Annotated in this window: 1 pseudogene; it reads right to left on the reverse strand. The window is 42.4% G+C overall.

The features are described from left to right. Positions 1-97: 97 nt before the first annotated feature. Positions 98-257: pseudogene (locus tag AC6UDG_RS07695) on the reverse strand (phosphate ABC transporter ATP-binding protein); the annotation flags it as partial.

Raw genomic sequence — 257 nt, forward strand, 5'->3', positions numbered from 1 at the left:
GTCCAATTGCTGGTCAATAATTCTTCTTTCCATTTCTAAGCCTTATAATGACACCCGGGTAATTCGCAGGGAAAATTTTTATTATAACAGGATATAATCAGCCGAATCTACCTGTAATGTAGTCTTCCGTAAGCTTTTCGTCCGGATTTTGAAACATCTTTTGCGTCGTGTTGTATTCGATTAGTTTCCCGAGCATAAAAAATGCCGTGCGGCCCGAGACGCGTGCGGCCTGCTGCATATTATGCGTAACGATGACT

The sequence above is a fragment of the Fructilactobacillus sp. X2R1C1 genome, assembly GCF_059901435.1.